Here is a 13,237-nt window from a genome sequence, read left to right on the forward strand (position 1 = left end):
CCGGCCCCATAGGATTGGGCCAAAACCAACACACTCACCCCTGAGGATCGCTGCATGCCTGGCATCACGCGCGAGGAGGTCGCCCACCTCGCCCGGCTGGCGCGTCTGGAGCTGAAGGACGAAGAGCTCGATCACTTCGCCGGTCAGCTCGACGACATCATCGGCGCGGTCGCCCGCGTATCCGAGGTCGCCGACCAAGACGTCCCGCCGACCTCCCACCCGCTGCCGCTGACCAATGTCATGCGCGCGGACGAGGTCCGTCCGTCGCTCACCCCGGAGCAGGCGCTCTCCGGTGCCCCTGCCCAGGAGCAGCAGCGTTTCAAGGTGCCGCAGATCCTGGGGGAGGACTGACCGTCATGACGGACATCAACACCATCGAGAGCTGCGTCAGGCTCACCGCCGCCGAGATCGCCGAGAAGATCGCCTCGGGCGAGCTCACGGCCGTCCAGGTCACCGAGGCCCACCTCGCCCGGATCGAGGCCGTGGACGAGAAGGTCCACGCCTTCCTCCACGTCGACCGCGAGGGCGCGCTCGCGCAGGCCCGCGCCGTGGACGCCAAGCGCGCGGCGGGCGAGAAGCTCGGCCCGCTGGCGGGTGTGCCGCTCGCGCTCAAGGACATCTTCACCACCGAGGGCGTACCGACGACCGTCGGTTCCAAGATCCTCGAAGGCTGGCTGCCGCCCTATGACGCGACGCTCACCAAGAGGCTCAAGGACGCGGGCGTCGTCATCCTCGGCAAGACCAACATGGACGAGTTCGCCATGGGCTCCTCCACGGAGAACAGCGCGTACGGCCCCACCGGCAATCCCTGGGACCTGACCCGGATCCCCGGCGGCTCCGGCGGTGGCTCGTCCGCCTCCCTCGCCTCGTACCAGGCGCCCCTGGCCATCGGCACGGACACCGGCGGCTCCATCCGCCAGCCCGCCGCCGTCACCGGCACGGTCGGTGTCAAGCCGACGTACGGCGGGGTGTCCCGGTACGGCATGGTGGCCTTCTCCTCCTCCCTCGACCAGGGCGGCCCCTGCGCCCGTACGGTCCTGGACGCGGCCCTGCTGCACGAGGTGATCGCCGGACACGACCCGCTCGACTCGACGTCCATCGACGCCCCGGTCCCGCCGGTGGTCGAGGCCGCCCGCAACGGCTCGGTGGCCGGGATGCGCGTCGGTGTCGTGAGGCAGTTCCGCGGCGAGGGCTACCAGGCCGGCGTCGTCCAGCGCTTCGACGAGTCCGTGGAGCTCCTCAAGGAGCTCGGCGCCGAGGTGGTCGAGCTGGACTGCCCGTCCTTCGACCTGGCCCTCGCGGCGTACTACCTGATCGCGCCGTCCGAGTGCTCCTCGAACCTGGCCCGCTTCGACGCCATGCGCTACGGCCTGCGCGTCGGCGACGACGGTTCGCACTCCGCCGAGGACGTCACGGCCCTGACCCGCGAGGCGGGCTTCGGCGACGAGGTCAAGCGCCGCGTGATGCTCGGGACGTACGCGCTCAGCTCCGGCTACTACGACGCGTACTACGGCTCGGCGCAGAAGGTCCGCACGCTCATCACGCGGGACTTCGAGAAGTCCTTCGAGCAGGTCGACGTGATCGTCTCCCCGACGACCCCGACCACCGCCTTCCCCATCGGCGAGCGCGCCGACGACCCGATGGCGATGTACCTCGCGGACCTGTGCACCATCCCGACCAACCTGGCCGGCAACGCCGCCATGTCGCTGCCCTGCGGCCTGGCGCCGGAGGACGGCCTGCCGGTCGGACTCCAGATCATCGCCCCGGCCATGAAGGACGACCGCCTGTACAAGGTCGGTGCCGCCGTCGAAGCGGCCTTCGTGGAAAGGTGGGGACACCCGCTTTTGGAGGAGGCACCGTCACTGTGAGCGCTATGGAGAAGGCGAAGGGCTTCAAGAAGTCCAAGGCCGGCACGTACCTGTCAATCGGCACCACCGCGTTCGGCGCGTTCGGAGTCGCCAAGCAACTCAAGACCGCCCGCAAGGAGAACGACACCCTTCGGTTGGTGGACGCCGCGGTCTCCGCGGTCGCCATCGTCACCTCGCTGGCACTGCTCGTACGCGAGCTGAAGCGGCTGGGCGACGACGACGTGCTGCTGGGCTGACGCGGCCCGGCCGGACCGGATCCCTGCCGGCCGGGCCCCGCGGGGTCCCGTCGGACCCCTTCCGGCCCGGCCGCCGGGCGGCCACCACCGTGGGCGGCCGCCCGGACGCCGAGCCGGGTTCCGGCCGGCTGGGAAGTCCGTGTCCCTGACCCATGTCCTGACACATAGTGCGGCAGGTCCCGGCCGATGGCCGTCGGGTCTGACGATCTGAGAGCGGTAATGAAGGAGTTGCTTTTCCTGTGAGCGTCGTCGACCTGGTGTCGTACGAGGAGGCCCTGGCCACCTACGACCCCGTCATGGGCCTGGAGGTCCATGTCGAGCTCGGCACCAAGACCAAGATGTTCTGCGGCTGCTCGACCGAGCTGGGCGCCGCGCCCAACTCGCAGACGTGCCCGACCTGCCTGGGCCTGCCCGGCTCGCTGCCGGTGGTCAACGCGACGGGTGTCGAGTCCGCCGTCAAGATCGGCCTCGCGCTCAACTGCGAGATCGCCGAGTGGTGCCGCTTCGCCCGGAAGAACTACTTCTATCCGGACATGCCGAAGAACTTCCAGACCTCGCAGTACGACGAGCCGATCGCCTACAACGGCTACCTGGACGTCCAGCTGGCGGACGGCGAGATCTTCCGGGTCGAGATCGAGCGCGCGCACATGGAGGAGGACACCGGCAAGTCGACGCACGTCGGCGGGGCCACGGGGCGCATCCACGGCGCGTCCCACTCGCTGCTGGACTACAACCGCGCCGGTATCCCGCTGATCGAGATCGTCACCAAGCCCATCGTGGGCGCGGGCGGGCGCGCCCCCGAGGTCGCGAAGGCGTACGTCGCCGAGCTGCGCGAGCTGATCAAGGCGCTCCAGGTCTCCGAGGCCCGCATGGAGATGGGCCAGATGCGGTGTGACGTCAACCTCTCGCTGCGCCCGCACGGCCGGGAGAAGTTCGGCACCCGCTCCGAGACGAAGAACGTCAACTCGCTGCGCAGCGTCGAGCGCGCCGTGCGTTTCGAGGTCCAGCGCCACGCCGCGGTGCTGAACTCGGGCGGCACGATCGTGCAGGAGACCCGGCACTTCCACGAGGAGGACGGGTCCACCACCTCCGGGCGGGTCAAGGAGGAGGCCGAGGACTACCGGTACTTCCCCGAGCCCGACCTCGTGCCCGTCGCTCCTTCCCGGCAGTGGGTCGAGGAGCTGCGGGCCGCGCTGCCCGAGCTGCCCCGCGTCCGCCGCAACCGGCTGCGCGAGGAGTGGGGGCTGTCCGAGCACGACATGCAGTCCATCCTGAACGCGGGCGCGATCGGCGCGATCGTCGCCACGATCGACGCGGGCGCCCCGGCCGACCAGGCCCGTAAGTGGTGGATGGGCGAGCTGGCCCGGCACGCCAACGAGTCGGCGACCCCGCTGGAGGAGCTGCCGATCACCCCCGAGCAGGTCGCCCGGGTCGCCGAGCTCGTCGCGGCCGGCGACCTCAACGACAAGCTGGCCCGGCAGGTCATCGAGGGCGTCCTGGCCGGCGAGGGCGGACCCGACGCGGTCGTGGAGCAGCGCGGGCTCAAGGTGGTCTCCGACGAGGGCGCGCTCGGCGCGGCCGTGGACGAGGCGATCGCCTCGAACGCCGCCATCGCGGACAAGATCCGCGGCGGCAAGGTCGCGGCCGCGGGCGCGCTGGTCGGCGCCGTCATGAAGGCCACGCGCGGGCAGGCGGACGCGGCGCGGGTACGGGAGCTGATCCTGGAGAAGCTCGGCGTCGGGTGAACCGTCCCACGCGTACCGGTGAGGCCGCGGTGAGTGCTGTCGTCCGGTGAGTACCGCCGTGGCCGAGGCCGTCTCCGTCGTCCTGCTGCTGGGCGTCCTCGCGTTCGCCGTCGTACGCCCGCGGCGGCTGCCCGAGGCCGTCGCGGCCGTGCCCGCGGCGGCGCTGGTCGTCGGCCTCGGCGCGGTCTCGCCCGCCGAGGCATGGCGGCAGACGCACAGCCTGCTGCCGGTGGTCGGCTTCCTCGCGGCGGTTCTCGTCCTGGCCCAGCTCTGCGACGAGGACGGGCTGTTCACCGCGGCGGGCGATCTGGTGGCGCGGGCCTGCGGGGGCAGGCCGCGCCGGCTGCTCGGCGGGGTGTTCGCCGTCGCAGCCGTGATCACCGCCGTCCTCAGCCTGGACGCGACGGTCGTCCTGCTCACGCCCGTGGTGTTCGCGACCGCCGCCCGGGTGGGCGCGCGTCCCCGGCCGCACGTCTACGCCACCACCCACCTGGCGAACTCCGCGTCCCTGCTGCTGCCGGTCTCCAACCTCACCAACCTGCTGGCGTTCACCGCCAGCGGGCTGTCCTTCACCCGCTTCGCCGCGCTGATGGCGCTGCCGTGGGTGGCGGCGATCGCGGTCGAGTACGCGGTCTTCCGCCGGTGGTTCGCCGCCGATCTGGCCGCCGTGGCCCATGTTCCGGGGACGGACGAGCGGCGCCCGATGCCCGTGTTCACGGTGATGGTGCTGGGGCTGACCCTGGCCGGGTTCGTGGTCACCTCGTTCGCCGGGGTGGAACCGCTGTGGGCGGCGCTCGGCGGCGCGGCGGTCCTCGCCGTACGGGCCCTGTTCCGGCGGCGCACGACAGCCGGCGGGCTGGTGCGCGCCGCGTCCCCGCTGTTCTGCCTGTTCGTCCTGGCGCTCGGTGTGGTGGTCAAGGCGGTCGTCGACAACGGTCTGGGCGCCGGCATCGGCAGCCTGCTGCCGGACGGCTCCTCGTTGCCCGCTCTGCTGGCGGTCGCCGTCGTGGCGGCCGTACTGGCCAACCTGATCAACAACCTGCCCGCGATCCTCGCCCTGCTGCCGGTGGTGGCGTCGGCCGGCCCCGGCCCGGTGCTCGCCGCGCTGATCGGCGTGAACCTGGGGCCGAACCTGACGTACGTGGGCTCGCTCGCCACCCTGCTGTGGCGACGCATCCTGCACGAACACGACACCGAGCCGGGACTCGGCCACTTCACCCGGCTCGGCCTGCTGACCGTGCCTGCCACGCTGGTCGCCTCTACCGTGGCGCTGTGGGGCACGTTGTGGCTGATCGGCGGCTGATGATCGGAGGCTGAGTCCGGTGCCCGGACCGACACCTGACCCGCCGTCCGGACCGACACCCGGCCCGGCCGCGAAGGTCGTCGTGTGGATCACCGAATCGACCTGGCCGGCCTGCGTCGACGCGGCGCGCGTCTGGGCCCCGCACGACGACATCGTGCTGCTGCACGTCAGCGATGACGAGGTGGCCGCCGCCGCGCACCACGCCTACGCGGGGCTCCTCGGGCGCGGCCACCGGCCGGAGCGCGATCCGGGCGCCCGGCTCGAAGCGCTCTCCGGCACGGCCGCCGCCGATCTGCTGGAGGCCGCCGCGCACCGGCTGGGCCGACCCTGCGAACTGCTGGACCACCACGGCCGCGTGGAGCGCCGGGTCGTCCGGGCGGCGGCCGGCGCGAAGCTGCTGATCTGCGCGCGGGACGGCGACCGTACCCGGCCCGGTCCGCACAGTCTGGGCCGGGCGACGCGCTTCGTGGTCGACCACGCGCGATGCCCGGTGCTGCTGGTCTGGCCGCGAGGACCGGAGGGGCCGGACGCCACGGAGTTCCCCGAGCCGGCCGATCTCCCCGAGCCGGCCGATCTCTCTGAGCCGCATGAGCCGCTTGAGCCGTTCGAGCCGCTTGAGGGCGAGGGATCTGACCCGCCCGCCCCACCTCGGCCCCACCGTCCGGGAGCCGTCTGACCTGGGCGCGGGCCCCGGCGGCTCCGGGGACGTTCACCTCTTGGACGGCCCGGGGCCTTTCCCGTGCCACCCACCCTCGCTACCGTCCCCGCCATGTCACCGGAAGTTTCGCGCAGAAGAATGCTCGCCCTCGGCGCGGGCACCCTCGGTACGGCCGCCGCCGGATCGTTCCTGCCGCCGTCGTTGCGGACCGCGCTGGCCGCCGAGCCGGCCGCCGGTGGAATGCGGGCGATCAAGCACGTGGTCGTCCTGATGCAGGAGAACCGTTCCTTCGACCACTACTTCGGCGCGTTGCGCGGCGTCCGGGGCTTCGGGGACCGCAACGCCATCGAGCTTCCCTCCGGGACCTCCGTCTTCGAACAGCCGCGTGACGACGCGACGCGCACCGGCGGGACGGACGGCGCGGACGGCACCGTCCTGCCCTTCTCCGTACGGGACGCCGCCACGACGCAGAAGAAGGACTCGCAGTACATCGGAGCGCTCGACCACTCCTGGGACGGCGGGGCCCGGGCCTGGCACGACGGCTGGATGGACCGCTGGATACCCGCCAAGTCCGCCGCCACGATGGCGTACTACGACCGGCGGGACATCCCGCTGCACTACGAGCTGGCGGACACGTTCACGGTCTGCGACGCGTACCACTCCTCGGTCCACACCTCGACCAGCCCGAACCGCAACCACCTGTGGAGCGGCTGGACCGGTTTCGAGGCCGACGGACGGCGGGCCGTCGGCAACGACGCGTACGACGAGGCCACCCACCCCGGCTACGCCTGGCCGACCTACGCCGAGCGGCTCCAGGACGCGGGCCGCAGCTGGCGCACGTACACCGAGTGGGAGAACTTCACCGACAACAACATCGAGTTCTTCACGGTCTTCAAGGACATCGCGCGCAAGGCGCTCGCGAAGGCGCGTGCCCTGCCCGGCGTGCCCGGCGCAGACGGCTTCACCTACATGGAGCGCTTCTACGCCGCCGTACGGGACACCCGGGACGCCGCCCTGCGCGCACGGCTGCTCGGTGCCCTGGAGGAGGGCGTCGCCGCGCTGCCGGCCCGCGAGCGCTCGCTGTTCGAGCGCGGGCTGCGGCGGGTCGAGACGGGCACGCTGGCCGAGCGGTTCCGGGCCGACGTCGCCGCCGGAACGCTGCCCGAGGTCTCGTACCTGGTGCCCTCCGCTGCCGACTCGGAGCACCCCAGCGCCTCGTCGCCGGTCGCCAGCGCCACGCTCGTCTACCAGGTGCTGGACGCGCTCGGCGCCCATCCGGACGTCTGGCGGCACACTGTCCTGCTGATCAACTACGACGAGAACGACGGCTTCTTCGACCACGTACCGCCGCCGGTGCCGCCCGTCGACGGCCCCGGCGCCGACGAGGAGCGCTGGCAGGGGCGGCCCACGGGCCTCGGTATCCGGGTCCCGCTGCTGGTCGTCTCGCCCTGGAGCGTCGGCGGCCACGTCTGTTCGCAGGTCTTCGACCACACGTCGGTCGTCCGCTTCCTGGAGAGGTGGACCGGAGTGGCCGAGCCCAACATCACCCCGTGGCGGCGGGCCGTGGTGGGCGATCTGACGTCTGCCTTCGACTTCGAGCGGACCACCCGGCAGCCCGAGGTGACGCGGCCGGCCGCCGTACCGCCGTTCACCGGCCGCTGGCAGCCCGTACCGCCCGCCGAGCAGCGGATGCCCGTCCAGGAGAAGGGCACCCGTCCGGCCAGGCCGCTGCCGTACCAGACCGACGCGTACGGGCACGTGGCCGCGGACGGGCGGAACTTCCAGGTCACGCTGCGCAATACAGGGCGGGCGAGCGCGCACTTCGCGCTCTATCCGTACGCCGGGGAGTTCGAGATACCGCAGCACCGCGATGTAAGGGGCAGCGCGCAATGGAGCGTGCCCCTTACCGGCGTCACCGGTGACGGCTACCGCTTCACGATCACCGGACCGAACGGCTTCCGCCGGGAGTTCGCCGGGCCCGTCTCCGGACTCGGCGCCGAGGTCTCCTCGAGGGTCGACCACCACGACCGCGATCTGCACCTCACCCTGCGCAACGGCGGGGACCGGCCCGTCACCTTCACCGTACGGCCGCTGGGCTACGTGGACGAGGCCGACCTGGACGGCTGGAGCCGGCGGATCACGGTGAAGCCGGGCCGCGGCCGGACCGTCGTGCACTCCGCCGCCGACGCGCACGGCTGGTACGACATCGAGGTCACCGCGGAGGCCGGCACCGAGTCCGGTGACCGGCCCGGCGGAGGGCCGACGGAGCCCGGAACCCGCTTCCGCCGTCGGCTCATGGGGCACATCGAGAACGGGCGGGTGAGCGTCTCCGGCTGACCGGGCGGGGCCATGACGTGCGAAAAGACGTGCGAAAATCCGTCCGAAACGCACATCTGTACGGAAGGGCCGCGCATGTTCGCGACATCGCTGGGGGACGGGGCCGAACTGCGCCCTCTGGAGCCGTGGCGGAGCGAGGAGTTCCTCGCTCACCTGGACCGGGCACGGGAGTTCGTCGACGAATTCATCCAGCTGGCCCGGGCCGCCACCGATCTGCCGTCCGCGCGGGCGCTGCTCACGTCGTACGCGGAGAAGCAGGCCGCGGACACCGGGCGGATCTACGGGATCTGGGTGGACGGGACGCTCGTCGGCGGAGTCCTCTTCCGCGTCTTCGACACGGCGACGGAGACCTGCGAGGTGGGCTGCTGGCTGGAGCCCGCGGCGACGGGGCGCGGGCTGGTCACGCGCGCCGCGCGGACGCTGATCGACTGGGCGGTGGAGGAGCGCGGGATGCACCGGGTGGAGTGGCGGGTCGCCGCCACGAACGCCGCGAGCGTCCGGGTCGCGCGGCGGCTCGGCATGACGCGGGACGGCGTCCTGCGGGAGTCCTTTCCGTACCGGGGCGTCCGGCACGACATCGAGGTCTGGTCGGTGCTGGCATCCGAGTGGCGCCGGGGCCGGGGCCCGGGACCCGGCCCCCGTCACTGACCGGGCCCGGAGGCCGGGGCGCAGGGGCGTAGAGCCCTTGTCCCGCCGCGTCCGTACCGCTGTACGAGGGCGACCGCGGCTCTCAGGGAGTTCTCATACGGGGCCCCTAGCGTGCGCCGTATGACACCCACTCCCAAGACCCGGACCACCGAGCCGGAGACGACCGAGGCCACGGCGGACACCACGAAGGCCGGCACCGAGGCGACCGCGCCCGGGACCGGGTCCGCAGAGGCGAAGGAGACCACGAGCGAGGAATCGGAGGACACGGCGGCCGCGCGCCCCGCGGCGAAGGACGCGACCACCGGCGACCCGGCGGCGGGGGACTCGGCCACCGCCGACGACGCGGCCACCGAGTACCCGGACGAGGACGACGACGTGTCCGCCGGGCACCGCCCGTCCGGCGTCGCCGCCGCCGCGGCGGCCGTCATCTCGGCCGCCCTCGGTATCGTCGCCCTCACGGGCACCTGGACCAGCCGGGTCATCGGCGAGCGGACCACTCTCGTGGGCCAGCTCACGACCGGTCAGACGGCCGGCCCGGAAGAGCAGATCTCCGCCCTGTACGGGGACGCCTGGCACGCCACGGCGGCCGTGAACGGCGTCGTGGCGCTGATCGCGCTCCTCGTCGGCGTGGTGGTGATGACCCTGCCGCGGCGTACGGACTGGGCCCGCCCGGTCGCCGTCGCCGGGGCGGTCCTCGGCCTGCTGGGCCTGCTGGTCTCCTTCGGCATGTACTTCGACCTGCTGGTCCCCCTGCCGACCCCGGGGACCTGAGCCCCACCGACCGGCCGCATAAGCGTGCGCCCTTGAGTTCCCGGCCCCCGGCCCGGGAACTTAGGGGCGCACTTACGTCGGCCCCCTGCTTTCCCAGGACCTCTAAGGCCCCGAGGACGGCCAAGATGCGGCACTCTCCCGATGCGGCGGCACCTTCCGAGAACGGAAGGTGGAGGCGTCAGAACAGGCTGAACGCCGCACTTCCGGGGGACCGATGTTCGAGTACGAACTCCACAAGATTCACGCCGCCGAGCTGATCCGCAGGGCCGAGCGCCACCGGCTGGCACGCGAGATCCGCCGCGCCCGCCGCGCTGCCCGCGACGCGAAGCGGGAGGAGGCGCCGCGGGGCACCTGATACACCCGGGACGCCCACGTCCGCCGGGGGCCGCCTGGCGGGTGGTGCCCGCGACGTCCGGGGCGTCCCCGCCCACCGGCGGGTGGTCCGAGGGCCGGGGCGCCCGATACGTCCCGGGTGGCCACGTCCGCCGGCGGGTGAGCCGAAGGGGCGCGGCCGCTGTCGAAAGGGAGGCTGTGCTCGATGTGCGGCTCCGCCGCGTGGGCGGAGGTTTGTGAGGCAGTGTCGATGTGCGGCTCCGCCGCGCGGGCAAATCGTCGGTCGGACCGGCGAGCTCACCGCGCTCAGTGATGCGCTCGTCCGTTCCGCCGAGGGTGAGCCGCAGGCGTTGCTCGTCGGGGGCGAGGCCGGGGTCGGCAAGACCCGGCTCCTCGAGGAGCTGTGTGCGGCGGCCCGCGCGGAAGGGACCGTGGTCGCGATCGGCGGCTGTGTCGAGATCGGCGCGGACGGGCTGCCGTTCGCGCCCTTCTCCACCGCCCTGCGCTCCCTGCGCCGCCAGTTGCCCGGCGAGCTGGCCGCCGCGGCCGAGGGCCAGGAGGACGAACTGGCCCGGATCCTGCCCGAGCTGGGGCAGGCGGACCGGGGCGCGCTCGGCGAGGACGGCACGGCCCGGCTCTTCGAACTGACGGCCCGGCTGCTGGAGCGGCTCGCCGCGGACCGCACGATCCTGCTCGTCCTGGAGGACCTGCACTGGGCGGACGCGTCCACCCGCCATCTCCTGGCCTATCTCTTCCGGGCGTTGCGCCGGGGCCGGCTCGTCGTCGTCGGCACCTACCGCGCCGACGACATCCACCGCCGCCACCCGCTCCGTCCGCTCCTCGCCGAGCTGGACCGGCTGCGCTCCGTCCGCCGCATCGAGCTGGCCCGCTTCACCCGGGCCGAGGTCCGTCACCAGCTCGCCGGCATCCTGGCGGCCGACCCGGACCCGGCCGTGCTGGACGAGATCTTCGAACGCTCCGACGGGAACGCGTTCTTCGTGGAGGAGCTGGCCTGCTCCATCGGGTCCGGCTGTCGCCCCGGCCTCAGCGAGTCCCTGCGCGACCTGCTGCTCGTCCGGGTCGAGGCGCTGCCGGAGGACACCCAGCAGGTCGCCAGGATCGTCGCCGAGGGCGGCACCACCGTCGAGTACCGGCTGCTGCTGGCCGTCGGGCGGCTGACGGAGGACGACCTCATCGAGGCGCTGAGGGCCGCCGTCGACGCCAACATCCTGCTGCCCACGGCGGACGGCGACGGCTACCGCTTCCGCCACTCCCTCGTGCGGGAGGCGGTCAGCGACGACCTGCTGCCCGGCGAACGGTCCCGGCTCAACCGCCGCTACGCGCAGGTGCTGGAGGCCGATCCCTCGCTCGTCCGGGCCGATGAGCGCACCACCCGACTGGCCAGTCACTGGTACCACGCGCACGACGCGGCCAAGGCCCTCCCCGCCGTGCTGAGCGCCTCCGTCGAGGCCCGCCGTCGCTATGCCTACTCGGAGCAGCTGAGGCTGCTGGAGCGGGCCATGGAGCTGTGGGACGACACGCCCCAGGAGGTACGGAGCACCCTGCGGCCCCCGGACGACGTCGAGGTCTATCCGCCCTGCGGGGGCGGCCGGCAGGCGGCGCCGCTGAGCTACCTGGACCTGTTGGCGGAGGCCACGGTCGCGGCTCGCCTCGGCGGCGAGCGCGAGCGGGCCCTGGCGATCGCCAAGAAGGCCGTGCGCGGCCTGGAGGGGGAGGGCGACGCGCTGCGCGCCGCCTGGTTCTGGATCCAGCGCTCCCGGCTGACGCAGGACCTCACGCGGGGCGACGGCCGGCAGGAGCTGGCCACCGCCGAGGACCTGGTGCGCGGTCTCCAGCCCTCCGGCGTGCACGCGGAGGTGCTCGCCTCCGTGGCGAGCTGGGGCGCGCTGCACCAGCCGGGCCCTGACAGCCTGGCCGCCGCCGACCGCGCGGTGGAGTACGCCCGGCTGGTCGGCGCGGCCCACACCGAGCTGCACGCCCGCCTCACCCGGGGCTGGCTCGCCGCCGACGCGGGCGACCTGACCGGGGGCATCGCCGAGATGTACGCGGCGCGGGACCGGGCCGTCGAGCTGGGAGCCGTCGGCGTCCTGGGCCGGGCGAGCATCAACCTGCCCTCCACGCTGGAGAGCATGGGCCGCTCGGAGGAGGCGGTGACCACCGCCGAACAGGGCATCGAGTTCAGCCACCGGTACGGCCTCGCGGACACGGAGGCATGGATCCGCACGAACCAGGCCCAGTCCTTGTTCTCACTCGGCCGCTGGGCCGAGGCGGACGCCGTCGTGGAGGCGGCCGCGGGCATCGCCCAGTCCCTCAAGGCGCGCGGCCTGGTCGCCGTCCGACGTGCCGAACTGGCCCTCGCGCGGGGCGACTACGCGGAGGCCGGGCGCCAGGTGGAGCTCAATCGCGGCTCCTTCGGCCGGCACGACTTCCAGCCCCAGCACTTCATCACCCCCGCGCGACTGGCGATGGTCCTGGCGGCCCGGAAGGGGAATCCGGAGCAGGCGCGGACGGAGTTCGAACAGACCCTCTCGCACGGGTTCCCGCTGGGCACCCATCGCTACGCGCTGCCGTTCCTCTGCACGGCGGCCTCGATCGAAGCCGACACGAGGGGGCTGCCGGGCGCGGAGGCCGGCCGGACGGACGTGCTCCGGGCCGTACGGGCCCATCTCAAGCGGCTGCCCACGCCGGTGCCCGTCTGGCGCGCGTACGGACTGATGCTGGAGGCGGAGCTGGCCCGGGCGGAGGGCCGCCCGGCACCGGAGCTGTGGGCGCGGGCGGTCACCGCCTTCGAGGAGGTCGCGCGCCCCTACGAGCTGGCCCAGGCGCGCAGACGCCTCGCCGACGCCCTGCTGGAGACCCAGGGGGACCGCGCGGAGGCCACGGGCCTGCTGCTACGGGCCCGTACGACGGCCCTCGGGCTCGGCGCGCGCCCCTTGACGCAGGACATCGAACTGCTCGCCGGCCGGGCCAGGATCAGCCTCTCGACGACCGGCGGGGCGCGCACGGCCAAGGGCGCCCGAACGGGCCCGGGCACGGTCGGCGGGGGTGGGGCCGCGGGGACCGACGGGGCCGATCCCGCGGCCTCGCTCGGTCTGACCCCGCGCGAACGGGACGTGCTGCGTCTGGTCGCCGCGGGCCACAGCAATCGCCGCATAGCCGAGGAGCTGTACATCTCGCCGAAGACCGCGAGCGTCCACGTCTCCAACATCCTCGGCAAACTGGAAGTTTCGGGCCGCACGGAAGCGGCGGCGCTGTCGCACCGGCTCAACCTCTTCGCCGATTAGGTCGATCAGCCGGACCGTGCGGCGAGGGCGAGG

11 protein-coding genes are annotated in these 13,237 nt (G+C 73.1%); all 11 read left to right on the plus strand.

Annotated features, from left to right (window positions below; genetic code table 11):
• Positions 1-54: 54 nt before the first annotated feature.
• On the plus strand, positions 55-351 hold the full coding sequence (gatC, locus tag IG02_RS0119780; RefSeq protein ID WP_016642027.1) for an Asp-tRNA(Asn)/Glu-tRNA(Gln) amidotransferase subunit GatC: 297 nt from the start codon (positions 55-57) through the stop codon (positions 349-351).
• 5 nt (positions 352-356) lie between these two features.
• Positions 357-1,868, plus strand: a complete 1,512-nt coding sequence (gene gatA / locus IG02_RS0119785) for an Asp-tRNA(Asn)/Glu-tRNA(Gln) amidotransferase subunit GatA (RefSeq protein ID WP_030749568.1) — start codon at positions 357-359, stop codon at positions 1,866-1,868.
• Positions 1,865-2,104 (plus strand): hypothetical protein, encoded by a 240-nt coding sequence (locus tag IG02_RS0119790; protein WP_030749571.1) that lies wholly within the window; start codon positions 1,865-1,867, stop codon positions 2,102-2,104. Before gatA ends, IG02_RS0119790 begins: the two co-directional genes overlap by 4 nt.
• Before the next feature lie 239 nt (positions 2,105-2,343).
• Positions 2,344-3,849 (plus strand): Asp-tRNA(Asn)/Glu-tRNA(Gln) amidotransferase subunit GatB, encoded by a 1,506-nt coding sequence (gene gatB / locus IG02_RS0119795; protein WP_030749574.1) that lies wholly within the window; start codon positions 2,344-2,346, stop codon positions 3,847-3,849.
• A 46-nt stretch (positions 3,850-3,895) separates the two neighbouring features.
• Positions 3,896-5,152: an SLC13 family permease gene (locus tag IG02_RS0119800; RefSeq protein ID WP_037803519.1), complete on the plus strand. Its 1,257-nt coding sequence runs from the start codon at positions 3,896-3,898 to the stop codon at positions 5,150-5,152.
• 19 nt (positions 5,153-5,171) lie between these two features.
• Positions 5,172-5,828 (plus strand): universal stress protein, encoded by a 657-nt coding sequence (locus tag IG02_RS43935; protein WP_420707771.1) that lies wholly within the window; start codon positions 5,172-5,174, stop codon positions 5,826-5,828.
• A gap of 93 nt (positions 5,829-5,921) precedes the next feature.
• Positions 5,922-8,147 carry a phosphocholine-specific phospholipase C gene (locus IG02_RS0119810; RefSeq protein ID WP_030749582.1) on the plus strand — a complete coding sequence of 742 codons (2,226 nt, stop codon included), beginning with the start codon at positions 5,922-5,924 and terminating at the stop codon, positions 8,145-8,147.
• 75 nt (positions 8,148-8,222) lie between these two features.
• Complete coding sequence (locus IG02_RS0119815; protein ID WP_030749585.1) at positions 8,223-8,795, plus strand: GNAT family N-acetyltransferase; 573 nt, start codon at positions 8,223-8,225, stop codon at positions 8,793-8,795.
• Between the two features lie 120 nt (positions 8,796-8,915).
• The gene (locus IG02_RS0119820; RefSeq protein WP_107055642.1) at positions 8,916-9,566 is read left to right on the plus strand and encodes a hypothetical protein; all 651 of its coding nucleotides are present in this window, start codon (positions 8,916-8,918) and stop codon (positions 9,564-9,566) included.
• A gap of 214 nt (positions 9,567-9,780) precedes the next feature.
• A complete protein-coding gene (locus IG02_RS42185; RefSeq protein ID WP_199814045.1) occupies positions 9,781-9,921 on the plus strand; it encodes a hypothetical protein in 141 nt (46 codons plus the stop codon).
• 214 nt (positions 9,922-10,135) lie between these two features.
• A complete protein-coding gene (locus IG02_RS0119830) occupies positions 10,136-13,204 on the plus strand; it encodes a helix-turn-helix transcriptional regulator (protein ID WP_199814046.1) in 3,069 nt (1,022 codons plus the stop codon).
• Positions 13,205-13,237: the final 33 nt, after the last annotated feature.

It is taken from the genome of Streptomyces sp. NRRL F-5135 (genome assembly GCF_000719775.1).
GTDB classification, from domain to species: domain Bacteria; phylum Actinomycetota; class Actinomycetes; order Streptomycetales; family Streptomycetaceae; genus Streptomyces; species Streptomyces hebeiensis.

Bases quoted from the DNA above. Each gene is read 5' to 3' on its own strand.
- gatC (WP_016642027.1), top strand. From the start codon at position 55: ATGCCTGGCATCACGCGCGAGGAGGTCGCCCACCTCGCCCGGCTGGCG.
- gatA (WP_030749568.1), top strand. From the start codon at position 357: ATGACGGACATCAACACCATCGAGAGCTGCGTCAGGCTCACCGCCGCC.
- IG02_RS0119810 (WP_030749582.1), top strand. From the start codon at position 5,922: ATGTCACCGGAAGTTTCGCGCAGAAGAATGCTCGCCCTCGGCGCGGGC.
- IG02_RS0119815 (WP_030749585.1), top strand. From the start codon at position 8,223: ATGTTCGCGACATCGCTGGGGGACGGGGCCGAACTGCGCCCTCTGGAG.
- IG02_RS0119820 (WP_107055642.1), top strand. From the start codon at position 8,916: ATGACACCCACTCCCAAGACCCGGACCACCGAGCCGGAGACGACCGAG.
- IG02_RS42185 (WP_199814045.1), top strand. From the start codon at position 9,781: ATGTTCGAGTACGAACTCCACAAGATTCACGCCGCCGAGCTGATCCGC.